General features: G+C 61.2%; 23 protein-coding genes. 15 read left to right on the top strand and 8 right to left on the bottom strand.

Going from position 1 to position 24274, the window contains the following annotated elements:
- Window positions 1-140 precede the first annotated feature (140 nt).
- The gene (locus Q0X62_RS03090) at window positions 141-1142 is read left to right on the top strand and encodes a glycosyltransferase family 2 protein (RefSeq protein WP_297731481.1); all 1002 of its coding nucleotides are present in this window, start codon (window positions 141-143) and stop codon (window positions 1140-1142) included.
- Here the strand turns inward: Q0X62_RS03090 and Q0X62_RS03085 are convergent.
- Entirely contained in the window at window positions 1139-1669 is a 531-nt protein-coding gene (locus tag Q0X62_RS03085; protein WP_297731479.1) for a hypothetical protein, read from the bottom strand. The two genes, Q0X62_RS03090 and Q0X62_RS03085, sit on opposite strands and share 4 nt — an antisense overlap.
- Window positions 1670-1745: 76 nt before the next feature.
- Between Q0X62_RS03085 and Q0X62_RS03080 the strand changes: the two genes are divergently transcribed.
- The 4 genes from Q0X62_RS03080 (at window position 1746) to Q0X62_RS03065 (ending at window position 3878) form a co-directional block, all read left to right on the top strand.
- Window positions 1746-2234: a DUF4164 family protein gene (locus tag Q0X62_RS03080; RefSeq protein ID WP_297731477.1), complete on the top strand. Its 489-nt coding sequence runs from the start codon at window positions 1746-1748 to the stop codon at window positions 2232-2234.
- Between the two features lie 4 nt (window positions 2235-2238).
- The gene (gene zapA / locus Q0X62_RS03075) at window positions 2239-2664 is read left to right on the top strand and encodes a cell division protein ZapA (RefSeq protein ID WP_297731475.1); all 426 of its coding nucleotides are present in this window, start codon (window positions 2239-2241) and stop codon (window positions 2662-2664) included.
- Window positions 2665-2860: 196 nt separating this feature from the next.
- A complete protein-coding gene (locus tag Q0X62_RS03070) occupies window positions 2861-3490 on the top strand; it encodes a 5-formyltetrahydrofolate cyclo-ligase (RefSeq protein ID WP_297731473.1) in 630 nt (209 codons plus the stop codon).
- A complete protein-coding gene (locus Q0X62_RS03065) occupies window positions 3468-3878 on the top strand; it encodes a hypothetical protein (protein WP_297731471.1) in 411 nt (136 codons plus the stop codon). Before Q0X62_RS03070 ends, Q0X62_RS03065 begins: the two co-directional genes overlap by 23 nt.
- Window positions 3879-3938: 60 nt before the next feature.
- Here Q0X62_RS03065 and ahcY read toward each other — a convergent pair whose 3' ends face one another.
- Together ahcY and metK are read right to left on the bottom strand one after the other, a co-directional pair.
- Complete coding sequence (ahcY, locus tag Q0X62_RS03060) at window positions 3939-5348, bottom strand: adenosylhomocysteinase (protein WP_297731555.1); 1410 nt, start codon at window positions 5346-5348, stop codon at window positions 3939-3941.
- 72 nt (window positions 5349-5420) lie between these two features.
- Window positions 5421-6587: a methionine adenosyltransferase gene (metK, locus tag Q0X62_RS03055; RefSeq protein ID WP_297731469.1), complete on the bottom strand. Its 1167-nt coding sequence runs from the start codon at window positions 6585-6587 to the stop codon at window positions 5421-5423.
- A 247-nt stretch (window positions 6588-6834) separates the two neighbouring features.
- Between metK and metF the strand changes: the two genes are divergently transcribed.
- From metF to tkt, 10 genes are all read left to right on the top strand, one after another.
- Window positions 6835-7743 (top strand): methylenetetrahydrofolate reductase [NAD(P)H], encoded by a 909-nt coding sequence (gene metF / locus Q0X62_RS03050; protein WP_297731467.1) that lies wholly within the window; start codon window positions 6835-6837, stop codon window positions 7741-7743.
- Window positions 7740-8798 (top strand): homocysteine S-methyltransferase family protein, encoded by a 1059-nt coding sequence (locus Q0X62_RS03045; protein ID WP_297731464.1) that lies wholly within the window; start codon window positions 7740-7742, stop codon window positions 8796-8798. The genes metF and Q0X62_RS03045 overlap by 4 nt, the downstream gene beginning before the upstream one ends.
- Before the next feature lie 10 nt (window positions 8799-8808).
- Entirely contained in the window at window positions 8809-11466 is a 2658-nt protein-coding gene (gene metH / locus Q0X62_RS03040; RefSeq protein WP_297731462.1) for a methionine synthase, read from the top strand.
- Window positions 11467-11551: 85 nt separating this feature from the next.
- Window positions 11552-12367, top strand: a complete 816-nt coding sequence (locus tag Q0X62_RS03035; protein ID WP_297731460.1) for a TIGR00282 family metallophosphoesterase — start codon at window positions 11552-11554, stop codon at window positions 12365-12367.
- A gap of 148 nt (window positions 12368-12515) precedes the next feature.
- Entirely contained in the window at window positions 12516-12881 is a 366-nt protein-coding gene (locus Q0X62_RS03030; protein WP_297731458.1) for a hypothetical protein, read from the top strand.
- Window positions 12882-12986: 105 nt separating this feature from the next.
- Window positions 12987-14072 (top strand): mannose-1-phosphate guanylyltransferase/mannose-6-phosphate isomerase, encoded by a 1086-nt coding sequence (locus Q0X62_RS03025; protein ID WP_297731456.1) that lies wholly within the window; start codon window positions 12987-12989, stop codon window positions 14070-14072.
- A 93-nt stretch (window positions 14073-14165) separates the two neighbouring features.
- Window positions 14166-14930, top strand: a complete 765-nt coding sequence (locus Q0X62_RS03020) for a YebC/PmpR family DNA-binding transcriptional regulator (RefSeq protein ID WP_297731454.1) — start codon at window positions 14166-14168, stop codon at window positions 14928-14930.
- A 27-nt stretch (window positions 14931-14957) separates the two neighbouring features.
- On the top strand, window positions 14958-16115 hold the full coding sequence (locus tag Q0X62_RS03015; protein WP_297731452.1) for an AGE family epimerase/isomerase: 1158 nt from the start codon (window positions 14958-14960) through the stop codon (window positions 16113-16115).
- Window positions 16116-16169: 54 nt separating this feature from the next.
- Complete coding sequence (gene pgi / locus Q0X62_RS03010; RefSeq protein ID WP_297731450.1) at window positions 16170-17723, top strand: glucose-6-phosphate isomerase; 1554 nt, start codon at window positions 16170-16172, stop codon at window positions 17721-17723.
- Window positions 17724-17752: 29 nt separating this feature from the next.
- Complete coding sequence (gene tkt, locus Q0X62_RS03005) at window positions 17753-19735, top strand: transketolase (RefSeq protein WP_297731448.1); 1983 nt, start codon at window positions 17753-17755, stop codon at window positions 19733-19735.
- Window positions 19736-19754: 19 nt separating this feature from the next.
- Here the strand turns inward: tkt and Q0X62_RS03000 are convergent, their stop codons facing one another.
- The 5 genes from Q0X62_RS03000 to Q0X62_RS02980 all read right to left on the bottom strand — a co-directional run bounded on the left by Q0X62_RS03000 (window position 19755) and on the right by Q0X62_RS02980 (window position 23967).
- Window positions 19755-20897 (bottom strand): SMP-30/gluconolactonase/LRE family protein, encoded by a 1143-nt coding sequence (locus tag Q0X62_RS03000; RefSeq protein ID WP_297731445.1) that lies wholly within the window; start codon window positions 20895-20897, stop codon window positions 19755-19757.
- A 135-nt stretch (window positions 20898-21032) separates the two neighbouring features.
- The gene (locus tag Q0X62_RS02995; RefSeq protein WP_297731442.1) at window positions 21033-22217 is read right to left on the bottom strand and encodes a cupin domain-containing protein; all 1185 of its coding nucleotides are present in this window, start codon (window positions 22215-22217) and stop codon (window positions 21033-21035) included.
- A gap of 140 nt (window positions 22218-22357) precedes the next feature.
- On the bottom strand, window positions 22358-22912 hold the full coding sequence (locus Q0X62_RS02990; protein ID WP_297731440.1) for a hypothetical protein: 555 nt from the start codon (window positions 22910-22912) through the stop codon (window positions 22358-22360).
- Between the two features lie 55 nt (window positions 22913-22967).
- Complete coding sequence (locus Q0X62_RS02985; RefSeq protein WP_297731438.1) at window positions 22968-23528, bottom strand: hypothetical protein; 561 nt, start codon at window positions 23526-23528, stop codon at window positions 22968-22970.
- Window positions 23529-23631: 103 nt separating this feature from the next.
- Window positions 23632-23967: a hypothetical protein gene (locus Q0X62_RS02980; RefSeq protein ID WP_297731436.1), complete on the bottom strand. Its 336-nt coding sequence runs from the start codon at window positions 23965-23967 to the stop codon at window positions 23632-23634.
- Window positions 23968-24274 lie beyond the last annotated feature (307 nt).

The following is a 24274-nucleotide window of genomic DNA, read 5'->3' as shown; positions in this document are numbered from 1 at the left end:
TCCCCCGCACTACAGGTACGCATTAATAGGTGGCGCACATGCGGGAGGAGTTCGCGACAACCGGAAAGCATGCTACCCGCTACCCGGGAAAAGGGAAGGCGCTGCGCCGCAGCAATCCGCAAGCAAATACAGGATTCCGCGTGACTGAGACTGCCAATATCACAGTGCTGATCGTTGCCTACAAGAGTGTTGGTACCCTCGCGGGCTGTCTGGATGCACTGCGGTCGCAGACGCGCGCGCCGCGCGAGATACTGGTCCTGGAGAATGGGTCGCCGGACGGGCAGCGTGTCGCCGCGGCCGATATTCCGCCCGGCATTCGGCTGATTGAGAGTGGTGAGAATCTCGGTTTTGCTGGCGGCAATAATCTGCTTGCCCGGTCGGCGCAGTCGGAATGGCTGGCATTGCTGAACCCGGATGCCTACCCGCATCGGGATTGGATCGAGCAATTGGAGGCGGCCAGCCGCGCCTATCCGGATGTCCCGCTATTCGGGTCGACACAATTTGCTGCCGGCAATGAAGACGTCCTGGATGGAACCGGAGATTGCTACCATGCGCTGGGGCTGGCCTACCGATCGGGATATGGTCGCAAGCTGAACGCTATCCCCGAAGGCGAGGTATTCGCGGCCTGTGGCGCGGCGATGTTCGTTCGGCGCGATGTGTTCGAGGCGCTTGGCGGCTTTGACGACCGCTTCTTTTGCTACAATGAGGATGTTGATCTGGGTTACCGGGCGCGCCTGCGCGGGTGGGCGGTGATTCAACTGGCCGGCGCGCGCGTTGACCATGTCGGCTACGGATCATCCGGTCGCAGGTCCGAGTTTGCGACCTATTACGGGGTCCGCAACCGTTTGTGGGTGTTTCTCAAAAATACGCCCGGCTGGCTGTTCTGGGCCCTGCTGCCAGGCCATGTTGCCGTTACCCTGGCGTTGTGGATTTCCGCTTTCCGCTTTGGGCAGGGCCGCCTGTTCGCGCGAGCCATCGCCGATGGCATGTCCGCGCGGGAGAAGATTCTGGCCTCTCGCGTGGAAATTCAGGCCAGTCGACGCGTGTCTGCCATGCGTTTGGCGCGGATGATGAACTGGAATCCGTTCGATCTTATTACGCGTCGGGCCAAGGTCTGGCGCGTCGGCAAGACGCGAGTTTAACCGTCGCAGGTCACCGGCTCCAATGCGTTGACTTCCACGCGTTCGAGGTCGATCTGGTTGCGATCTGTTGCCCAGTCCGGCCACACAGCGACATAGGCGAACCCCCAATCGCATTGAGCAGGAGTTAGATCGAGAGTCACGCGCGTAAACTCCGAAGTCACCGGGCTGCTTTGCCAGTCACCCTGACTGCGTCCTGGAATGAACAGGTTCAGGCGCACTTGTTCAGCGCCGTTGATTTCGGCGGCCCGAACAACAAATGTCAGGCGGACGCGATGCCCTTCGAGCGCCTCGATTTCGTCTTCCGACAACGTGAAGAATGCCCCGGCTGACTGAATGCCGTCAAACGGGCCGCGTGCCGCCGATATCCGGGCGAACTGCGATTCTTCGTCCGTGAGAAATTCAGCAGCCAATCCGTTTCCCAGGGTCAGCGCCGCGAGGCTGTCATCTGCGAAGGCAATGCCTTCGGCGCGAATTTCTTCCGGACTTCGGTGGCCGGACTCGCCGAAACTCATCGCGGTTATGACCATACCGGCCGCCAGCGCGGTCGCGATCGGGTAGAAGGCCCAGTCGGGTAGGGAATACATCGGTAGCGGATGCCTTTGCTTGGCGATTTTCGGCTTCGGGATGTTTGGACCGTTCCGCGAAGGGCGTCAAACATTCGCGCGTGTGGCGCAAGCCGTCACCATCACCTCTATTCCGTCGTTTTTGGGCTGTATGAAAGGTCTGCGAGTCAAAGCGGCAGGGGATAATCTTGATGAAGAACTTGAACTTTGTGCCGACACAGACGATTCTCGGCGTATGAACGTGCGCCCTGATATGCCTGAAGATGCCATTGAGGCCATGGTCGCTCGTCTGGACGCCGCGATGAGCCGCGTTGAAGGTGCGGGGCGGGCCATGCGAACGCGTGTGGAGCGGGCCGAGCGCGCTGCCATGGAAGCGCGCGATTCTGACGCCGACCGGGCCAATCTTGCCGAGGCGCTGGATCAGGCGCGTGGCCGCGAGGCATTGTTGCAGGAGGCCGCGCAGACGGCTTCTGACGCGCTGGACGGTGCGATCGAGGATTTGCGCAAGTTGATGGCGGAGGAGGGCTGAGGCGATGTCGCGAGTCACCGTCACGCTCAATGGTCGCGACTTTACGATTGGCTGCGAGGCCGGTCAGGAATCCTATTTGCGCGAGCTTGCGACCAGTCTCGACAACCGCGTGAGCGATATATCCGGGCAGGTCGGGCAGATTGGAGATCTGCGGCTCTTGCTGATGGCCTCCTTGATCCTCGTTGATGATCTCAAGGAATCGGACCGGCGGGTCGCCGAGCTTGAAGAGCAGGTACAGAGGCTTCGCCACGAAAACCATGGAGCGGCCAGCCTGCAATCCGCTGCGCGCGATCGTCTGGCGGGACAATTGGCACGCCTCGCCGAGCGGATGGAAAGCTTTGCAGACAGCTTGGAGAGTGATGGCATAAGCGTGGACCAAGACGTGCTGGACGCTGCGCTTGGAAGCGCAATAGTGGAAGCCGGTGCTTGAGCTGAAGCGCAATCGCCTCCACATAGGGGGTGGCGGTCATCTGCTGCGTGCGACCGGGGCGTCTATCCTGCGGACCGTACACCTCCACGAGGGAACTGCCTCTGTCTGGGACCGTGGTCCCGTTTAAGTGGTGCCCACCTGAACTGTCGGGTTTGTGGGGATAAACACGCTCTGACGGCGCAAGTGGAGCCGCCACATGAATTCCCCTGCCGACAAAGCGGCCTTGCGAGCGCACTTGCTTGGCCTGCGCCGCCAAGCGTCTGAAGCGCAGCCGCAGGCCGGGGCCGCGCTTGCTGAAGCGTTTCCGGACGCGTGGGTGCCTGAAACTGCTGACTGTATCGCGGGCTATTGGCCGCTCGCGGGCGAAATGGATCCGCGACCGCTGATGGCGCGGCTAGCCGCTTGCGGACATTCCATCTGCCTGCCAGTGGTCATCGGTGACGGTGAGCCGCTTGTCTTTCGGGCCTGGCAGACCGGTGATCAACTCGAGCGCAAGGGGTTTGGCGTGATGGAGCCGCACGCCCGACAATCCGACTGTCAGCCAAGCCTGCTTCTGGTCCCATTGCTGGGCTGTGACCGGCGTGGCAATCGGCTCGGTTTTGGCAAGGGTTACTATGACTACACCCTAGCGGCGCTGCGGGCGACGCAACCCGTCCGGGCCGTCGGGCTGGCTTTCGACTGTCAGGTGGTTGCCGACCTTCCAGTACAAGGCCATGATCAGCCACTGGATGCCCTGGTCACCGAGAGCCGCTTCGTCGTGTTCGACCGGTCATCCGGTGATGCGAAAGCCAGATCGGGGCGCGATGACGTTCATCGTTACACATGATCCAGCCAATTTGGCGGCCTGCCTGATCCACACCGGGCCGGTTGACGCGAGCGAAATCGAGGCGTCCCGACTCGTACTCAAGGATGTCGCGAATGCGCAGAATGTTCGCGGCGCGCTCATCAATATCACCGATGCGACCATCACAGCAGAGCCGGTGGAGATTATCGAGAATGTCCAGGGATTGGTCGATGATTTGCGACCGGGCACGAAGCTCGGTTTCGTCGGTCGTCCCGAAGACCAGGAGATCGTCTCCATGATCGTCGCCACAGTCGCCCACTCGACTGGGCGCCAGGTTGGCCAGTTCCATGCACTTGAAAAAGCCCTTTGCTGGATCCGGCTGGACTGGGAGGCGGCCGCAGCCTGCGATTGTCTGCCGATAACGGAGTAGCTCTAACAAAAACGCCCCGGTCCAAGGGACCGGGGCGTGTCTCAGCTAAACTGCAGCTGCCTAGTAGCGATAATGCTCGGCCTTGAACGGGCCGGCCTGCGGCACGCCGATATAGTCGGCCTGGTCTTCCGACAGGACAGTGAGCTTGGCGCCCAGCTTGTCGAGGTGTAGGGCTGCCACCTTCTCGTCGAGATGCTTGGGCAGGATATAGACTTCGTTGGTGTAGTCATCGCCCTTGGTCCACAACTCGATCTGGGCCAGCGTCTGGTTGGTAAAGCTGGACGACATCACAAAGCTCGGATGGCCGGTCGCGTTGCCGAGATTCACCAGGCGTCCTTCGGACAGAAGGATGATGCGGTGGCCTTCGGGGAAGTTCACCAGGTCAACCTGGGGCTTCACATTGGTCCACTGGAAGTTCTTCAGGCTCTCGACCTGAATCTCATTGTCGAAATGGCCGATATTGCAGACGATCGCCATGTCTTTCATGCCGCGCATGTGGTCGACGGTGAGGATGTCCTTATTGCCGGTCGCTGTGACGAAGATGTCCATTTCGCCAATGACGTCTTCCAGGCGCACGACCTCGAAACCGTCCATGCAGGCCTGCAGGGCGCAGATCGGGTCGATTTCGGTGACATAGACCCGGGCGCCGGCACCGGCGAGCGACTCGGCCGAGCCCTTGCCGACGTCACCATAGCCGCAGACGACGGCCTTCTTGCCGGCCATCATCACATCGGTGCCGCGACGGATTGCGTCGACAAGGCTTTCACGGCAGCCATAACGGTTGTCGAATTTCGACTTGGTGACGCTGTCATTCACATTGATTGCCGGGAAAGGCAGTTCGCCGCGCTTTTGCATCTGGTAGAGGCGCATCACGCCGGTCGTCGTTTCTTCTGACACGCCCTGGATGGCGGCCTTGGCCTTGGCGAACCAGCCTGGAGTTGCTTCAAAGCGCTTGCGGATCTGCGCGAAGAGGGCTGTTTCTTCTTCCGATTTCGGGTGGTCGAGCAGGGAGGGGTCTTTCTCCGCCTTCTCACCGAGGATCAGATACATGGTCGCATCACCACCATCATCGAGGATCATGTTGGCGGTTTCGCCGTTCGGCCAATGGAAGATGGCGTCGGCATAATCCCAGTATTCTTCCAGCGTTTCGCCTTTGGTGGCGAAGACCGGCACACCCGTTTCGGCGATGGCGGCAGCGGCGTGGTCCTGGGTCGAGAAGATGTTGCACGAAGCCCAGCGGACTTCGGCGCCGAGCGCGGTCAGCGTTTCGATCAGGATGGCGGTCTGCACGGTCATGTGCAGCGAGCCGGCAATGCGCGCGCCCTTGAGCGGCTGGGCGTCCTTGTATTCCTCGCGCAGGGCCATCAGGCCCGGCATTTCAATCTCGGCCATGTCAAATTCGATCCGGCCCCATTTGGCCAGCGACATGTCTTTGACGACGTAGGGTTTATCCGCAGCAAATTGCGTCATAACCATCAGGTCCTTCTTTATCGGTGTTCTCGGAGCGGCAGGGCCAGTGTGTTGGCCCTGCTCATATCAGGATCAGAGGAGCGAGCGAAGCTCGTCGGCCAGATCGGTGCGTTCCCAGGAGAAGGCACCATCCTCGCCCGGCGTTCGGCCGAAATGGCCGTAGGCAGCGGTGCGGGCGTAGATTGGCTTGTTCAGCTGGAGGCGTTCGCGAATGCCACGCGGTGACAGGTTGGCCAGCTGCCGGAGCGCATCTTCCAGTTTTACCTCGTCCACGCGACCCGTTCCGTGCAGGTCGACATAGAGTGAGAGTGGTTTGGAGACGCCGATCGCATAAGAAACCTGGATAGTGCAGCGTTTTGCCAGTTCCGCGGCAACCACATTCTTGGCCAGCCACCGGCAAGCATAGGCGGCGGACCGATCAACCTTGGTCGGATCCTTTCCTGAGAAGGCACCGCCCCCGTGCGGCGCGGCGCCGCCATAGGTGTCAACAATGATCTTGCGACCGGTCAGGCCGGCATCGCCATCAGGACCGCCAATCACGAAGGTCCCTGTCGGATTGACATAGAATTCTTCTTCCGGCGGCATCCAGCCATCGGGCAAGACTTCGGCAACGACCGGGCGCACCAGCTCTCGGATGTCAGCTTGGCTCAGCCCGTCCTTGTGCTGGGTCGAGACGACGACTGACGTCACGCCTGCCGGTACGCCATTCTCATAGCGCATCGTAACCTGCGATTTGGCGTCCGGCTCGAACTCCGGACGCTCACCGGATTTGCGGAGTTCGGCCATGCGCTTGAGGATCTGGTGCGAGTAAGTGATCGGTGCCGGCATGAGCTGCGGCGTCTCATCCGAGGCATAGCCGAACATGATGCCCTGATCGCCCGCGCCTTCATCCTTGTCGCCGCTGGCATCCACGCCTTGAGCGATATGGGCGGACTGTTCATGCAGGAAATTCTGGAAGTTGGCGGTCTTCCAGTGGAAGCCGTCCTGTTCGTAGCCGATGTCGCGAACGGCGTCGCGAGCCGCGGCCTCAATCTCGTCATCATTGATTTCGGCCGCGCAGCGGACTTCGCCTGCCAGCACGATCTGGTTGGTAGTAGTCAGTGTCTCACATGCCACGCGGGCTTCCGGGTCTTTGCCCAGAAATAAATCGACAATCGTATCGGAAATCCGGTCGCAGACCTTGTCTGGATGGCCTTCCGAAACGCTTTCGGATGTGAAGATGTAGGAAGAACGGCTCACAGTCGAAACCTCATATAAGGAAATCTTTATATGGCTGGGTAGACCAGATGTGGCGATCGGATGCAAGTCTCGTTCGCTTTGCAGGCGATATTGCCGCACGGCGGCGCACTGCTGCCGAATGTCCGAAATCGCCTCTAGCCAATCAATTCATATAAAGATATCTTTATGTGATGATGTATGGGGCGTTCATTGCGGAAGCGTGGTCTCGATTGGCCGCGGCGCAGGGCCAAATGTCGGAAGGTGAGCCATGAGTGCGGATGGACAGATAGAGGGACGTGCAGACGACTTGGCGGTTTCGTTCGAATTTTTCCCGCCGAAGACAGACGCCATGGAAGCAACCCTTTGGGAGTCGATATCCCGCCTCGCGCCCTTACAGCCGGACTTCGTCTCCGTGACCTACGGCGCCGGCGGTTCGACGCGTGACCGGACGCACCGCACTGTCCAGCGAATTGTCGAGGAAACCTCCATCCGGCCGGCTGCGCATCTGACCTGCGTTGATGCGGCGCGTGAGGAAGTCGATAGCGTGATCCGGCAGTATTGGTCGTCCGGTATTCGCCATATCGTTGCCCTGCGGGGTGATCCGCCCGACGCGATCGGGGGCGCATACGTGCCGCCTGCCGGAGGCTACGCCAATGCGGCCGAGCTCACGCGGGGTATCCGCGAGATTGGCGATTTCGAGATTTCTGTCGGTTGCTACCCGGAAACTCATCCGGAAAGCCCCAATCCGGATTTCGACATCGACCTGCTCAAGGCCAAGATTGATGCCGGTGCGACGCGCGCGATTACGCAATTCTTTTTCGATTCCGATATCTATTTCCGCTTCCGTGACCGGGCGGCGCGTGCCGGGATCAGCATCCCGATTATTCCTGGCATCATGCTGCAGCCGAACTTCAAGGGGCTCAAGCGGATTGCCGGCCTGTGCGGCGCAAGCCTGCCGAACTGGCTGCACGAGGCTTATGAAGGTCTCGACGATGATGCGGGAACCCGTCAGCTGGTCACTGCCCACGTGGCGGCGAAATTGTGCGGCAAGCTGCGCAATGGCGGGGTCGACGGCTTCCACTTCTACACGCTTAACCGGGCCGAGCTGGCCCTTTCGACCTGTCAGCTGCTTGGTGTGAAGGCGGGCGAGCGTGAACGTGAGGCGGTGGCTTCATGAACCGCGTGGATCGCATCAAGGCGTTTGAAGAACGTGCTGCGGATCGCATCCTCATTCTCGATGGAGCAATGGGAACGCAGATCCAGGACCTCAAGCTTGATGAGGACGGTTATCGCGGGACGCGATTTGCCGATTGGGGTGTGTCCATAAAGGGCAATAATGACATCCTCAATCTCACCGCGTCAGACAGTGTGAAGGGCATCCACCGCGCCTATTTCGAGGCTGGTGCAGATATCGTCGAAACCAATACCTTCTCGGCGACGTCGATCGCGCAAGCGGATTACGAGATGCAAGCGCTGGCACCGGAGATCGCGCGCGAGGGTGCGCGGCTGGCGCGGGCTGCGGCCGACGATGTGGCGGCGGAGACCGGTATCGAACGCGGTGTCGCCGGCGCGATCGGACCGACCAACAAGACGCTTTCCATTTCCCCGGATGTAAATGACCCAGGGCACCGCGATGTCGACTTCGAGACGGTACGAAAAGCCTATTATGAACAGGCAGAGGCGATGGCGCCCTTTGTCGACTTCTTCCTGATCGAGACCATCTTCGACACGCTCAATGCCAAGGCCGCGATCAAGTCGCTTCTGGACCTGCGCGCCGCGTCCGGTAATGCCATTCCGATCATGATCTCCGGGACGATCACCGACCGTTCCGGGCGGACCTTGTCGGGCCAGACCGCCGAGGCCTTCTGGTATTCTGTCCGCCATGCCCGGCCGTGGGCCGTCGGTCTCAATTGCGCACTGGGAGCGGACGAGATGCGACCCTATATCGCCGCGATCTCACGCGTCGCGGACACACGCATAATTGCCTATCCCAATGCCGGCTTGCCCAATGACATGGGCGAGTATGACGAAACACCGGATCAGACCGCTGGTCATGTCGGTGAATGGGCATCATCCGGGTTGGTGAATATTCTTGGCGGGTGCTGCGGCACGACGCCTGATCATATCCGTGCCATCGCGGCGGCGGCGAAATCCGCAAATCCGCGTCGTCCCGCCGAACGCAAGCGCGCCATGCGCCTGGCCGGCCTGGAACCGTTCGAACTGGCATCCTGAGGCTCAATTCATGTCTGTATCCGTACCCAGCTTCGTCAATGTGGGCGAGCGTACCAATGTGACCGGCTCGGCCCGCTTCCGGAAGCTGATCACCGAAGGTGACTACGCTGAAGCGGTTTCGGTCGCTCGCCAACAGGTCGAGAATGGTGCGCAGATCATTGATGTGAACATGGATGAAGGTCTGCTCGACAGTGTCGAGGCGATGACTCGCTTCCTGCGTATGATCGCCGGCGAGCCGGATGTTGCGCGCGTTCCGGTCATGGTCGACAGCTCCAAATGGGAGGTGATTGAAGCGGGCCTGCAGAACACGCAGGGCAAGGCAATCGTCAATTCGATCAGCCTCAAGGAAGGAGAGGCCCAGTTCCGTGAACAGGCTGGCACCTGTCTGGCCTATGGGGCTGCGGTCGTTGTCATGGCCTTTGACGAAAGCGGCCAAGCCGACACCTCAGACCGCAAAGTCGAAATCTGCGAGCGAGCCTACAAAATCCTGGTCGAAGAAATTGGTTTCCCGCCGGAAGACATCATTTTTGATCCCAACATATTTGCCGTCGCGACCGGGATCGAGGAGCACAATAACTACGCTGTCGATTTCATCGAGGCGACACGGCGCATCCGCGAGACCCTGCCGGGCTGCCACGTCTCGGGCGGGCTCTCGAACATCTCCTTCTCGTTTCGCGGCAATGAGACTGTTCGCCGGGCCATGCATTCGGTCTTCCTCTATCACGCTATCAAGGCCGGCATGGACATGGGCATAGTCAATGCCGGGCAGCTAGACATCTATGACGAGATCGAGCCGGAGCTGCGCGAGCTGGTCGAGGATGTCATCCTCAACCGTCGTGACGATGCCACCGATCGCCTGCTTGAGGCCGCTGAACGCTATCGCGGGCAGGGCGGTGGGCAGGCCAAGGTCCGTGATCTGAAATGGCGGGAGGCGCCTGTCGCGGAACGCATCCGCCACGCACTGGTGCACGGCATCAATGAGTTCATTGTCGATGATACCGAAGAGGCCCGCCAGACCTTTGATCGCCCGCTGCATGTCATTGAAGGGCCTTTGATGGACGGCATGAATGTGGTCGGCGACCTGTTCGGCGATGGGAAGATGTTCCTGCCGCAAGTGGTCAAGTCGGCCCGCGTGATGAAGCAGGCCGTGGCGCATCTCATTCCCTACATGGAAGCGGAGAAGGAAAAGAGCGGCAATAAGGGCAAGTCGAACGGCAAGATCATCATGGCAACGGTGAAGGGCGATGTTCACGATATCGGCAAGAATATCGTCGGCGTGGTCCTGCAATGTAATGGCTATGACGTCATCGATCTCGGCGTGATGGTGCCCTGCGAGACCATTCTTGAAACCGCGCGCCGTGAAGGCGCCGATATTATCGGCCTGTCGGGCCTGATCACCCCGTCACTGGATGAGATGGTCTTTGTCGCCTCCGAAATGGAGCGCCAGAAAGTCGATATCCCGCTCCTTATCGGAGGCGCGACGACCAGTCCGGCCCACACCGCAGTCAAGATCGATCCTTCGATCCAGGTCGCGCCTGTTGTGCACGTCCTCGATGCCAGCCGTGCGGTCGGCGTCGTGTCCAAACTCCTGTCCGACCAACGCGATGATTATGCCCGCGGCGTCAAGGGTGACCTGGCGAAAATCCGTGAGCGGCGGCTTGCGGCGCGTTCGGCCAAGGCGCGGCTGCCGCTTGAGCGTGCGCGGGACAAGGCCTGGTCCTGTGACTGGAGCAATTATACGCCGCCTGTCCCGGTGCGCCCGGGCGTGACCGAGCTGAAGCCCGACCTGGCCGAACTCGTCGATCATATCGACTGGACGCCCTTTTTCTTCACCTGGGAACTCAAGGGCAGCTATCCGGCAATATTCGAAGATCCGAAGCGCGGCGAGGCGGCCAAGGCGCTCTTTGCCGATGCTCAGGCGATGCTGGACCGTATCGTGTCGGAGGCGCTCCTTGAGCCGCGAGCCGTAGTCGGTTTCTGGCCAGCCCACCGCGACGGCGACGATGCGGTGGTGTTTACCGATGACAAGCGCAACAAGGAACTCGCCCGCTTCTACGGATTGCGTCAGCAAGCCGGCAAGGACAATGACCGGCCACATGTCTGCCAGTATGACTTTCTGGCACCGGCCGGCCACGGCGATTGGCTGGGTGGTTTTGCGGTGACCGCCGGTGATAATGTCGAGCTGCTCGCCAGCTTTGAAGCCGACAAGGACGACTATAATTCAATTCTGTTCAAGGCACTTTCTGACCGCCTGGCAGAGGCGGCCGCAGAATGGCTGCATGTGAAAGTCCGGCGTGAATACTGGGGATATGCCCCGGACGAGGCTTTCACCAATCGCGAGCTGATCGCCGAGGCCTATGACGGAATCCGCCCGGCCCCCGGCTATCCGTCCCAGCCTGATCACACCGAGAAGCGGACCCTGTTCCAATTGCTCGACGCCGAGGCCAAGACCGGAATCGGCCTGACCAATTCTTTCGCCATGACACCCGCTTCCTCCGTGTCAGGCCTGTACCTTTCGCATCCGGACAGCCACTATTTTGCGGTTGGTCGTATTCTGCGAGACCAGGTCGAGGACTATGCCCGTCGCAAAGGCTGGACACTCGCCGACGCCGAGCGCTGCCTGGCGCCGATCCTCGACTATGTGCCAGGCGTCGAATCCGCAGCCTGATCCGGCTGCATCAGTGATGACTTGGACTTTCCATCCGTGATGCGCCATATCCGACAGCCTGATCGCTGACGGAGTTGTGGATCACATGCGCCTGGCCTTTTTCGGAGATATTGTCGGCAAGACCGGGCGACGGGCGGTCGAGGACCACCTGCCGCGTGTTCGTGAGGCCTTGCAGCTCGATTTCGTCGTCATCAATGCCGAGAATGCGGCCGCCGGCTTTGGGGTGACGGAGAAGATTTGCAACCAGCTATTCGATCTGGGCGCGGATGTGTTGACGCTGGGTAATCATGCCTGGGATCAGCGCGAGACCCTGTCTTTCATCGACCGTGAACCGCGTCTCCTGCGCCCGGCCAATTATCCGGTCGGATCGACGCCAGGCGCCGGTGCCAATCTCTACGACTTGCCTGATGGTCGCCGCGTCTTCGTCATGAATGTCATGGGCAATCTCTTCATGGAGACGCTCGACGACCCCTTCTCGGCCGTTGAGCGTGAACTGGCGGCGGCGCCGCTCGGCGTGGTCGCCGATGCCGCTATTGTTGATTTCCACGGCGAGGCGACCAGCGAGAAAATGGCGATGGGTGCGTTCTGCGACGGCCGCGCCAGCCTGGTTGTCGGAACCCATACGCATGTGCCGACAGCCGATGCCCGCGTCCTTCCCGGCGGTACCGGTTATCAGACGGATGCCGGCATGTGCGGTGACTATGACAGTGTGATCGGTATGGACAAGGAAGAGCCCTTGCGCCGCTTCACCACGCGTATGCGGTCCGGCCGTTTCGAGCCCGCGACCGGTGAGGCGACTTTGTGCGGCGTCTATGTTGAGACCGATGACGCGACGGGTCTGGCTATCCGATGTGAGCCAATTCGGCTCGGCGGACAGCTCGCCGAGTGGCTGCCCGCCTAATGTGACAAATTTGCTGCGACGCAGCGGAAACAGTCCGGTTCGCCGCTGCAACTGGTTGATCCCCGTTCGGGTAAAGCTAGCGTGAGCTCCAACGTTGGTGTGATTATGTGCCAGGAACGGTGCGACGAATTCGCGGCATGATAGCTGCATGGATGCGTCTTCCAACTGCGCCGATCGTCGCGACGGGGGGCGTCACGCGCCGCCCGCCTCGCGCAACAGCAGCGGGGAGGACATGGGGGAAATAGTGTTCAAGCAGACAATCAGGTTCGAGGACGCCAAGGCCGCGCATGAATTCGACCAGCATGTCGGTGCTTTCCTGCGGTCCATAGACGGTGAGACCGCAACCGCCGCAGCGTGTCTTTTTACGGCCAGCAGACTTGATGGCGATGCGTATGTGCGGATCGTCCAGACTGATTGCGCCGACCTCCTCGGGCAGCTGCTGAGTTACCTATCGGCCCGTGATTTCCCGCCGGCAACCCGGATTGAGCGGCGGGTCGGCGCGTCGACGCACTGACCAAGCGCAGTTTTTCCGACCTTTCCAACGCTTGAGGGCATTGCCACTCCCACGTCATTCGGGCCATGTCTCGGTCTGCGTGTCGAGCAAGAGAAGGGGCAGGCGATGAGCGTTGTCGTTCCAGTCATCATGTCAGGTGGGTCAGGGACTCGTTTGTGGCCGCTCTCCCGCTCGGCTCACCCGAAACAGCTGCATGCACTGGTAACCGAGTTGTCGATGGTTCAGGAAACCGCGCTTCGGGTTTCGAGCACCAGCAGGGATTTCCAGTTCGAGCGGCCGATCATTGTACTGAATGAGGTTCAGCACGAGCTGGCGCGGCTTCAACTTGAGGCCATGTCCGTCCCGACTTCGCATTTCGTGATCGAGCCTGTCGCTCGCAATACCGCAGCTGTCGCGGCTGTGGCCGCTCATCTGGTGGCGCGCGAATATGGCCCCGACGCGTTGGTATTACTGCTGCCCGCTGACCACCATATTCGCGATGTTCCGGCTTTTCATGAGGCGGTCGAGACTGCGGCATCCGCCGCGTCATCAGGCGCGATCACGACATTCGGGATCAAACCGACCGGCCCGGAGACGGGCTATGGATATATCGAGCGCGGCGAGGCAATGAGCGGCGCTTTTCGCGTGAAACGATTCACCGAGAAGCCGAACCGAGAGGTCGCACAATCCTTCCTCGATACCGGCCGCTTTTTCTGGAATGCGGGAATTTTCCTTTTCGGTTCCGGCGCAGTCATCGGCGAAATGGAGCAACTCTGCGCGCCGATCGCCGAGGCGGCCAAAAAGGCTCTCACTCATGCGGATGCGATCGGGGATGAGGTCAATTTGTGTGCCGAGAGCTTTGCTGAATGTCCATCGAGCTCATTTGACTATGCCGTCATGGAGAAGACGGACAAGGCCGTCGTCATTCCCGCCGATATCGGATGGTCCGATATTGGAGCCTGGCAGGCGCTTTTCGATGTGGCCGAGGACAAGACGGCTGATGGCAATGTCGAACGTGGCGATGTGCATCTCGTGGACACGCGCAATTCCTACGTCATGTCGTCGGGGCCGCGTGTCGGTGTCGTGGGGCTGCACAATGTTGTCGTTGTGGTCACAGGCGACGCGGTTTTGGTGAGCGATGTTTCCCGCACGCAGGATGTGAAGGAGCTCGTGAATGCCCTTAAGGAAGAGGGCCGCTCCGAGCTGCTGTGAGATAAGCCTGCGAATATGGCGCAGAGAGTGGCGTTTGTGCGTCAATCTCGGTAAGGAAGTCGCCTCGAATCCGCAGGAAGAGGGATCCCGAACATGGCCGGACACTCCAAATGGGCCAATATTCAGCATCGCAAGGGGCGCCAGGACAAGCTGCGTTCCAAATTGTTTTCGCGCCTGTCGAAAGAAATCTCGATAGCCGCGAAGCTGGGTGGGCCGGATCCGGATGCCAATCCGCGCTTGCGTCTGGCCGTTGCCAACGCCAAGGGCCAGTCGATGCCCAAGGACAATATTCAGCGCGCTATCGACAAGGCGTCCGGTGGTGATGGCGAAGCCTACGAAGATATCCGCTACGAAGGTTTCGGCCCGGCCGGAATCGGCGTGATCGTCGAGGTGTCGACCGACAACAAGAATCGCGCCGCGGCGGAAGTTCGTACCGCCTTTGCCAAGAATGGCGGCAATCTCGGGGAAACCGGGTCCGTGGCCTTCATGTTCGATAATGTCGGCGAGATTCGCTATCCGCTGTCGACCGCCGACGAAGACGCGATGATGGAAGCGGCGATCGAGGCCGGGGCCGAGGATGTCGGTTCAGAAGAGGGTGACGAGGATAATGAGGGCGAGCACGTCATTTACACGGCGCGCGAAGACCTGATGGAAGTCGTCGGCAATCTGACGGCCACATTCGACGATCCGTCCTCGGCGAAACTGATCTGGCGGCCGCAGAATCTGATTGAAGTGACCGGTGACAAGGTCGCCACGCTCATGAAGATGATGGAAACGTTGGAAGACTGCGACGATGTCCAGAATGTTTACGCCAATTTTGACATTTCCGACGAGGATATGGCCCAACTCGGCGATTAGACGCAGGTAGCGCTCAAGGGGACGGTGATGAGCTGTGTGGCGCGCTTCGTTGATTGGGGACTGACGCGCGCGCTCCCGTTCTGGGAGGAGCGGGCGTGGGATCGGCGATCAGGCGGATTTCTCGAATCTCTGAGCTTCGATGGCCTTCCCATCTCAGGCGACATTCGGCGCGTGCGGACGCAGGCACGTCAGATCTTCGTGTTTGCCCGGGCCCACCTGGAGGGGTGGTGCGATGGTCGGGATTTGGCCCTGGAGGGCTACGGTCTCCTTGAGCGGCGCGCTCACGCGCCGGATGGTAAACCCGGTTGGGTACACCGACTGACGGATTCCGGCGAGGTCGCTGATCCGCTGCGGGACCTGTATGATCACGCCTTTATCCTGCTCGCGCAGGCGTGGATGTACCGGCTCACCGGTGATCAGTATTTCCGGACTGCCGCAACAGACGTGCTGGGGTTTCTGGACGAGCGCTTTGCGGAGTCGTCTGGCGGATATCGCGAGAATATTGGCGGCGTGGCATTGCCGCGACGCCAGAACCCCCACATGCACCTTTTCGAGAGCCTGCTTGCCTGGCATCAAGTGACGGGCGATCCGGCTTATCTCAAACGTGCCGATAACATCGCCGAGCTTCTGTTGCGGGCTTTTCTCAATCAATCGGAGGGCTGGCTCGGCGAATTCTTCGACGACGAGCTCGCACCGCTTGACGGTAGGGTCGGGAAGCTCGTCGAACCCGGCCATGAGTTTGAATGGGTGTGGTTGCTCGCGGACTATTGCAAGGCTGGCGGAGACATTCCGGCAGGCGTGTCCGAAGTCCTCTATGATCATGCGATGCGGCATGGGCGCAACAGCGACCGAGGCTTTGCCCAGAAAGTGATTTCCGCCTCGGGCAAGCCCGTGGAGGCCGGATCGCGGACCTGGGTGCAAACGGAATGGCTCCGGGCAACCTTGGCTCGGCAGCGCGCTGGCTATGCGGGCGCGATCGAAGAGTCCGAAGAGGCCGCCCGACAATTGCTGAAATGGCATCTTGATCCGGCTATTCCCGGTGGCTGGATCGACCATTTTGATGCCGATGGATTGCGCGTTGCCGATCGGATGCCGGCCAGCACGCTCTATCATCTCCTGGGGGCTGTCGAGGACGCCCACCGCATCATCGGAGATGTCGGGAAAACCACCGGCAATGCCTTGTGAAGCGCGGTACCTGCCAATAGGCTGTTCCTTCCCATATCGACTGCAGGAATCCCCGTGTCCGACACAGCTTTGAATGCCCACGCCGACCGCCTGGCCGGCTCTTCACTTCGCGACCTGGCCGAGGCCGGTGAGATTCGGTCTCAGGCGTTGACCCTGAGCGCGGCCGGCCTGGAATTTGACGCGACCAAGCAGAGGCTTGATCCGGACGCTTTGGCGGCGCTGTTCGAGTGCGCCCGCGCGAGGGGGCTTGAAGGCAAGCGTGACATGCTTCTTTCGGGCGGGATTGTGAACGCTACCGAAGGGCGCCCAGCCCTGCACATGGCCTATCGTCAGTGTGGTCACCTCGAGGGCAGCGACGCCGCGGCTCTTGTAACGCGGACGCAAGCGGAGACCCGGGCGTTCGCAGAGCGCGTCCGCTCCGGTGATTTCGCGCCGTCCGGGGTCACGATCGAGCGCGTCGTCAATATCGGGATTGGCGGTTCGGATCTCGGTCCGCGTCTGGTCGCCGATGCGCTGTCAGACCATGCCGAGGATGGCCCCGAGCTTCGCTTTGTGGCCAGCCTGGATCCCAGTGACTTGAAACACGCCGTTGCCGGCGCAAATCCAGCCGCCATCCTGTTCATCGTCGCGTCGAAATCCTTCTCCACCCAGGAGACGCTGATGTCGGGCGAGGCCGCGCGGGACTGGCTCGCTGGCCATGTCGGACCGGACCGTGCCGGCGCCCATTTCGCGGCCGCTTCCGCGGCACCGGACAAGGCCAAGGCCTTCGGAATTGATCCCGCCCTCGTCTTTGACTTCCCCGACTGGGTCGGCGGGCGCTATTCAGTGTGGAGCGCGGTTGGATTGGCGTTGGAAATCGGGCTGGGTCCTGACGTCTTCGAAGCCTTTCGGGACGGCGCTCGGGCCATGGACGAGCATTTCGCGACAGCCCCGCTGGAGCGAAACATGCCGATGCTCAAGGGGCTGGTCGATGTCTGGAACCGGATCGGCTTGGAGTATCCGGCTCGCTGCGTTGCGGCTTATTCGGCGCGCCTGGGCAAGCTCGCTGACTATTTCCAGCAATTGGAGATGGAATCGCTTGGCAAGTCCGTGACCGTGGACGGCAAGCCAGGCCCGACGCCGGGCGGGGCACTCGTCTGGGGCGGCAACGGGACTGAAATCCAGCATTCCTTTTTCCAGTGGTTGCATCAGGGCGGCGATATCGTGCCGGTCGATTTCATCGGTATCAGGCGGCATTTCGCCAGTACGGATGCGCGTGAGCGGGCGTTGGCAGCCAATATGGCGGCGCAGGGAGCCGCTTTGCTCGACGGTCGCAAGGTCGACCGGGCGCTCGAACCCGAACTGGCCGCGCACAAGTCGATGCCGGGCGGCCGCCCTTCATCGACCCTGTTGCTGGACGACCTGACACCAAAGACACTGGGCGCCCTTATCGCCTTGCACGAGCACAAGGTTTTCGTTGAAAGCGTGATTTACGACATAAATCCGTTTGATCAATGGGGAGTGGAGCTGGGAAAAGTGCTGACCAAAGGGATTTTGGACGGAGATATTTCAAGCTATGACGCCTCGACCAAAGCCCTACTCGCCCGGACCGGCCTGATTGCCGACTGATCAGCGCCACGGTGCATGGAGACCCTCACATGACCACGCCTTCCACCTCCGTCTCGATGTCTGACATGGCCAATGCCATCCGGGCACTGTCCATGGACGCGGTCCAGAAGGCCAATTCGGGCCATCCTGGCATGCCGATGGGCATGGCCGACGTGGCCACGGTCCTCTGGTCCAAGCACATGAAATTCGATCCGGCCGCGCCGGCCTGGGCGGACCGCGATCGCTTCGTCCTTTCGGCCGGACACGGTTCGATGCTCCTTTACTCGCTCCTGCATCTGACCGGGTTCGAGGACATCACAATGGACCAGCTAAAGGATTTCCGGCAGCTCGACAGCCTGACCGCCGGCCATCCGGAATATGGTCACACCCCGGGCGTTGAAGCGACCACCGGGCCGCTGGGACAGGGTATCTCAATGTCTGTCGGCATGGCGCTGGCCGAGCGGATGATGAACGCCCGTTTCGGCGATGATCTGGTTGACCATCGGACATGGGTGATTGCCTCGGATGGGGATCTGCAGGAAGGGATTTCTCACGAGGCGATCTCGCTGGCCGGCCATCTCGGCCTCAACCGCCTGTGCGTGTTGTGGGATGACAATGAGATTTCCATCGATGGCCCGACCGATTTGTCCGAGAGCACCGATGTGCTCAAGCGCTTCGACGCGGCTGGATGGTCCGTCTCGCGCATTGACGGTCATGACCACGCCGCCATTGATGCCGCGCTTCAGGCTGCCCGCTCGTCTGACAAGCCCGTCCTGATCGCCTGCCGTACGACCATCGGTTTTGGTGCTCCGACCAAGGCCGGGACTGCTGGCAGTCACGGTGCTCCGCTCGGTGATGAGGAGATCGCTGGTACGCGGTCGGCGCTTGGCTGGGATGCTGCACCCTTCGAGCTCCCGCAGGAGATCCTCAATGCCTGGCGCGCCACCGGCTCGGCTGATGCGCATCAGGCTTGGCAGGACCGCCTCGCCGGATCTGACAAGGCGGATGATTTTGTCGCGCAGATTTCCGGCGAACCGGGCGAAACCGAACTGGCCGCGCTCGAAGCCTGGCGACGCAAGGTGGCTGCGGACAAGCCGGTTCTGGCCAGCCGTGCGGCCTCTGGTCAGACCCTGGCTGCGATTATTGGCGACTGGCCCAGCCTGGCGGGGGGGTCGGCCGACCTCGCAGGCTCCAATCTTACCAAGACCCCTGATGTCGGCATTGTGAAAGCAGGCGATTATGCGGGCCAGTACATTCATTTCGGCGTGCGTGAGCATGGCATGGCAGCCTGTGCCAACGGCATGGCGCTGCATGGCGGATTTCGCCCGCATGTCGCGACTTTTCTGGTGTTTGCTGATTACTGCCGACCGTCGATGCGCCTGTCCTCACTCATGAACCAGCCGGTCGTCTACGTGATGACCCACGATTCGATCGGTCTGGGCGAAGACGGTCCGACCCACCAGCCCGTCGAGACACTGGCGTCGCTGCGCGCCATTCCGAACATGCACGTGTTCCGCCCCGCGGACGCGCTGGAAACGGCGGAGGCCTGGGATTTGGCGCTGCGCCGCGTAGACGGCCCGTCCGTGCTCGCCCTGTCGCGTCAGAAATTGCCCTTCTTGCGTGAAGATGACGGCAGTGAGAACCGGTCGTCGCGGGGGGGCTACATTCTCTCTGATTGTGCCGGCACACCGGATGTCGTGCTGGTTGCCACGGGCTCGGAACTGAGCCTCGCGGTTGAGGCCGCGACGATGCTTCGTGCCAAGGGCCGCTCTGTCCGCGTGGTATCAGCGCCTTGCCTGGACCTGCTGCTCGAGCAGGATGCAGATTATTTCGACGGCCTCTTCCCCGCAGGCGTGCCGATCGTGGCCTGCGAAGCGGCGCTGCGCTTTGGCTGGGACCAGGTGATCGGGCGAAAGGGTGGCTTCGTGGGCATGACCGGTTTCGGGGCCAGTGCACCGGCCGAGGCGCTTTACGAATATTTCGGTATCACGGCCGCCGGGATTGTCGACTGTGCGGAAGCCCTGCTGGGCTGAACAGTCGGCTAGACCGGACTCAATCGTTTCCGGACGCGGCAGTCGTTGATGGATGGTGAAGGCTGGCCTGAACTGCGGCTTGCGGCAATTGTGCCATATATCCGCAATCAGCCGAGCCAAACCACAGGTCCTGGCTGTTTGAAATGTTCAGGTTCGACACTTGGCATGTCCGCTGGCCTGTCTCGTCCAGCGTGGCGATGACGTCGCCACTGGCTTCGTCCAGTACGGCAATAAAGGTGTCGGACCGGCTGGTCGGCGGCTGCAACCACCCCGGCAAGCGGGCGACGATTCGGGCCAGCCAGGGATTGCGTCGGATCGTGCGGAGTGACTGGCTGCGACGCGCGGGCATGGCGATAAAAAGACGCCCCTGCCCGTCGGCTGCGAGCCCGTCGGGAAATCCGGGAAGATTGCTCGCGAAGACTTCGGTGTCGCCGGCCTGCGGACCTTCGATCCAGTGGCGCAGGATGCGGAATCGAAATCTCTCGGAGATATAGACAGACTGATAGTCTGACGCGACCGCGATGCCGCTGGGGAAGTAGAGTCTATCGGCCGCCAGGCGTGTGCGGAAGGTGCGTGGATCCCAGACATAGAGCGCGCCGTGAGGCCGATTCTCCAGCATGTCGAGGTGATGATTCTGGCCACGTTCGCTGGTGTGGTTCTGTGTTGATGAATCGGTGAAGTAAATCCGACCATCCGGCGCGACTGCCAGATCATGGGCGAAGCCGAAGGGATGGCCGGGTACCCCGGCACTGATCCGTTGAGATTCGCCGTTAACGGTACTTACCGCATAGAGGCCATTGGGCGTCGTGACGCCGAGCCGGGTTTCGTTGATCCAGTCGATATCGGCAACAGGCGCATTGCCGAAGTTCGCGAGCACGGCGTCAGCGCCGGAGCTATAATGTCGACGGCGCACCTCGCCCGTGGACGTGCCGTAAAAAACGGTGCCGTCCTCTGTAACAACAAAGGATCGAGCTGTGCCAGCCGTGCCCAGCTGGGTAATGCGAGCGTCGTCGAGTGCCGGGCGCGGGGCCAGCGCGCCGGTCAGGGTCGGCGGTTCGGGCTCGTCCCAATACACAGCGTTGATCGGGGACGGCCACATCAGCCAGAGCGTCGCGAAGACGATCAGCGTGCCCACGAACATGGCGGCGAAACGGTATTGCATACCTACCTGCAAACAAGCATGCGGCCCGGATGTTCCGGGCCGCTTCAGGGAGGCGCATGTAGAATTTTAACCTTACCGTGTGCAAGGTGTCGTCTGGTTTTGAATTATAACCTGAAGCCCGGAGCCGGGCGTCATTCAGACTGGAAGTGTCAGGCCGTAAGCGTGCAGCTTGCCCAGCGTTTCAATTGCCGCAGCCTCTTCCTGACCTTCGAAACTTGCCGCTGTGACTTCGGCCCCATCAAGCAGCTTGTGAAGTCCAGCTTCGGCTTCGGCCGGGAAGCGAACTTCGCCGCCAGCGGTGATGATGACATTCTCGTCGCCATCGCCGGCGAAGCGCCACGGAACGAACGGGCGGAGGCGGAAGGCCTGCCCGGGCCGTGCCGGGGCGGTGTAGCCGCTAATCGTACCCCGGGTATTAGGTACCCGAGAGCGGATAAAGCTGTCGACAAAGAAGTCCATCGCCCCGTCCAGGCTCATCTCCTGGGCCAGCGTATCAGTCAGCGCTCTGAATTGTTCCGCCGCCTGGCCGCGATCATATTCTGGATGCGCAAAGCCGGGCGGAAGCGAGCGCCGCATGGCTGGCGTGCGCAGTGCCACTTCCGACACGGCTTCCAGCATCAAGTCGGCCCATGTCTTCACGATCAGACCCAGCGTGATGTGCAGTGAGGCCGTATCACCGTGGGTCTGCGCGTCATGCATCAGGCCGCGCGGGACATAGATGCACTCGCCTGCCTTGAGCACGAATTCCGCGACCGGGTCGCCGGCTTGATGGGCGTCTGGACGGAAGCCTTCGCCGCGATAGGGGTTTTCGACCGGGGTTTCATAAAAGCGCCAGAGCTTCTCGCCCTCGATCTGAAGCACGAAGACGTCATGGTCATCATAATGGGTGTTGAAGCCCTGATTGTCGGGAGGCGTGAGATAAATATTGGTCTGGACGTGACAGCTCAGAATGGATTCCACGGCCCGGCAGAATTCGCCCAGAACGGCATCTGTCATGTGTAATTGCGGCAGGATGACTGTTGCGCCCTTCCGGTACTGGTTGGCGACGCCGCCCCGGTCGACATAACCGGTGTCAAACATGTAATCCTCACGACTGACCGGCGGTTCCGACCGGGCCATGTCCAGGGACCCTTCACGCAGGTCAATGCTGGATATGATGTCATCGATGCGGGCGATGGAGAGCAGACCGGCATAACGCCCTGGATCCTCACGGTGGACGATCAGCGGCTTTTTCTCGTGATAGTCACGGAAAAAGGCGTCGCGATCGATCGGGTCGATCATGGCGCGAAACGGATCGGTCAGCCATAGCGGTGCGGTCATGTGGTGTGTCTCCCCCTTTGAGTGCTTGAAAAGGTTAGCGAGTTGCTTTCGCGATGTCGCCTGCGCGGATGGTCGCGCTTTGGCCACACATGAAAAACCCCCGCGCTGCAGCACGGGGGTTGATCGGGACTGACTTCAGGTCAGCAGCGCCGGCCTCCGCCGACCGGGTCAGCATAAGTGCCGGTATCGCTGTCGGTGCAGGAGCGACCGCCACGGCCGCCGCCCACCGGGTCGGCATAGCGTCCGCTGTCACTGTCAGTCACACCGCGCCCACCGCCGCCGCGACCGCGACCGACGGGATCGGCATAGCTGCCAGTATCGCTGTCAGTGATGCCGGAACTGCCTCGGCCGCGCCCTGCCGGGTCGGCATAGTTGCCGGTATCGGAATCCGTGACGCCGCCACCTCGACCGCCGCCAACCGGGTCAGCATAGCGACCGGAATCGGCATCGGTGATGCCGCCGCCGCGACCGTTGCCAACCGGATCGGCATAACGACCGGTATCACTGTCGGTGACCCCGGTCGTGCCGTAACCACCGCGACCAGCGCCAGCGGGGTCGGCATAGCGCCCTGTGTCAGTGTCGGTGTAGCCAGTTGTTGCGCAGCCCGCCACGGTTCCCGCGGCGCCGGTTACGACAGCGGCCCCGGCAACGCGAGTCAGGAAAGAGCGGCGGGAGAGTTGTCCTCGTTTGGCCATTCAAGCCTCCATAGGCGGGGTCGGTACCGACGGTGTCGGCCGACCGGGCCAAAACTCAGCGGCAGCGATCGCCGCGGCCGACGGGATCTGCATAGGCGCCTGTGTCGCTGTCGGTGCAGGATCGACGTCCGCGTCCATTTCCAGCCGGATCAGCATAGGCACCGGAGTCGCTGTCGGTAATTCCGGAGCGACCGCGACCGTTGCCAACCGGGTCAGCATAGGCGCCCGTATCACTGTCAGTGATACCAGAGCTTCGACGCCCGCGCCCATTTCCGGCCGGGTCCGCATAGGATCCCGAGTCGCTGTCTGTGATCCCCGAACGACCGCGGCCATTTCCGACCGGGTCAGCATAAGTACCGGTGTCGCTGTCCGTCACGCCGGAGCTGCCGCGTCCGTAACCGGCACGGTCGGCATTGCGACCGGAGTCCGCGTCGGTGGCGCCTGTGCGTCCGTAACCGGCGCGGTCGGCGTAACTACCGCTGTCGGAATCGGTGCGACCGGTATGGTTCTGGGCAATGGAGGCGCCCGTAATCGTTCCGGCTGCGCCCGTGGCAATGGCGGTTCCAGCGACGCGGGTCAAAAATGAGCGGCGGCTGAGTTTGCCCTTCTTGGCCATTTAACTACCTCGTTGTCGTGTCGGGCAATCCCCCAAGAATTACCCCCTGTCCCTCACGATTGAGATAAAACGACGGCGCCCGTGGGCGCCGTCGTGAAGTGTCTTAAAGGCTCGGTCCGCGACCGCGACCACCCGGATCCGTACAGCCGGAGCTGTCACTGTCGGTGTAGCCGGTATTGCCGCGGCCATAGCCGGCCTGGTCGGCGCAGGCGCCGCTGTCGCTGTCTGTGCGACCGGTGCGGCTGGAGCCGTGGTTGGCATAGTCATTCGGGTCGACATCAGTGATGCCGGTACGGGCGACGCCGTCAACCGGATCCGCGTCCGCATAGCGTTGTACGACGGCAGCGCCGGCAACGGTTGCAATGGCGCCTGTTGCGACGGTTCCGCCCGCAACGCGGGTCAGGAAGGAGCGGCGACTGATCTTGCCTTTTTTGGCCATGACTTAAATTCCCCAGTGTCAAAATTCGGACCGCAGAACGCGTTCCACTTGATTTCGTTGAAAGTCTAAGCAGAGCTCGGGGCCTGGGCAATTGAAAGTTCAAGAAAATAAATCTCATTAATTCAGGTGTATAGAAGTATTCTCGATAATGAATTGCAAGAAAAGTGCGCATGAGAATTGTTTGCACTGCGCTCAGATCGCGGATGAGAGCTATTCGCAAGGCGAGAGTGTCATGAGCTGAAGTGGGTACGGGGCGTCGTTCTCGTCTTGTTCCGTCGCCTAGGCTGGTGTTAGGTAGACGCATCCG

Origin of the sequence: uncultured Maricaulis sp., from assembly GCF_947259345.1 — a bacterium.
Classification (GTDB): domain Bacteria; phylum Pseudomonadota; class Alphaproteobacteria; order Caulobacterales; family Maricaulaceae; genus Maricaulis.
The sequence above is the reverse complement of the archived record's forward strand: the minus strand, read 5'-3'. Positions and strand labels throughout refer to the sequence as shown.